We start from the raw sequence: 1217 nt of genomic DNA, 5'->3' as shown, positions 1-1217 counted from the left end.
GCGTGGCGGCTCGTCGTTGCAGCGTTGAAACACGTTTGTCGAGCGTGGGTTGGGGAACTGATTCTGTGGACAAGTGGCGCTTTTATCGTTGTTCGAGCGTGGGTCGGCGGCTGCGGAGCAGCGGGCGGCGCAGTGTCGTTGTCCGAGCGAGGGCTGCAGGCGGTGCCGGCATGCCAAAGCGAAGGCAAGCCACGCTCGAACGACGTGTGCGGGCACAGTAAGTCCCTGCTTACGGTGGTGGAAGTGACGTTGGTCGAGCGTGGCGGGATGCGGCGGCGCGCGTCGGGCCGGCGGACACGTTTTTCGAGCGTGGTTGGGCCGCATGGAGGAGCAGAACACGTCGCTGAAGCGTGGGCAGGACTGACCGCGCCGGCGTCGGGCACGGCCCGCCGTAGCCGAAATCTCATCGCTATCGTCGTTCGAGCGTGGCGGGATGCGCAATCGGAACGGCTGTGCAGTTGCAGGAATGGGCGCAGGTCGGGTGAGGCAACACCGGCAGCGGCATGCGCAAAGGACGTTTTCCGAGCGAGCACCTCCCCGGAAAACCTTGGAAAATCAATGGCTTGAATAATTCATCAGAAAGCGCGTCCACAGTCCTGCCATGGGCGCGCGGCCTCTCAACGCTCGGGATACGAGTCCATCACATCTGATGCAGTTTCGATGGCAACCTTAGGCGCCAAGCAGCCCCTGCGGACGGGCGTTGCGCACCACCGTCACCACGTCGGTCATCGGATCGATCTTCCATGACTTCAGAAAGCCCTGCTCGACCAGCAGCTCCAGCGCCTTCTTCAAACCATTGCGAAAGTGGTACAGCTGCTGCGCCGACGATCCGCACAAGCCCTTGAGCGTCTCCACCTTGTAGCCGAACGGCTCCCGGTGCGTGTAGTAAAAACCGTGCAGCCACTTCGCCAGCGGCGAGCGCAGCTTGAGCCTCTGCCTCCAGTCCAGCTGCGTGTACGCATCGGTGCCGAACAGGGTGATGAGCTTGGGATTGAGCCTTACCTTCCACTGCCGGTCGCTTTCGTCCTTGAACGTGAACTCCTGCACCAGCGTGCCGCCATAGCCGCGCTTGCCCGAGCCGGCATCGAAGCGGATCTCCACCGCGTTGGCGGTGAGCCTGAGAATACACAGCCGCAGTCGCTCGTACGATGGCGCCGAGGTCGGCCAGCCCATGGATTTGAGCATCGAGTAGGCCGTGAACGACACTTCATGGCCCA

1 protein-coding gene is annotated in these 1217 nt (G+C 62.7%); it reads right to left on the bottom strand.

Features of this window, described 5'->3' with window-relative positions; all coding sequences use genetic code 11:
* Positions 1-669: 669 nt before the first annotated feature.
* On the bottom strand, positions 670-1217 hold a 548-nt coding region (gene trfA, locus RY831_RS32950), incomplete at its 5' end, for a plasmid replication initiator TrfA (protein ID WP_326510492.1).

The sequence above is a fragment of the Noviherbaspirillum album genome (assembly GCF_035916955.1).
Taxonomy (GTDB): Bacteria; Pseudomonadota; Gammaproteobacteria; order Burkholderiales; family Burkholderiaceae_D; genus Noviherbaspirillum; species Noviherbaspirillum album.
This window is presented reverse-complemented; position numbering and strand designations above follow the sequence as displayed.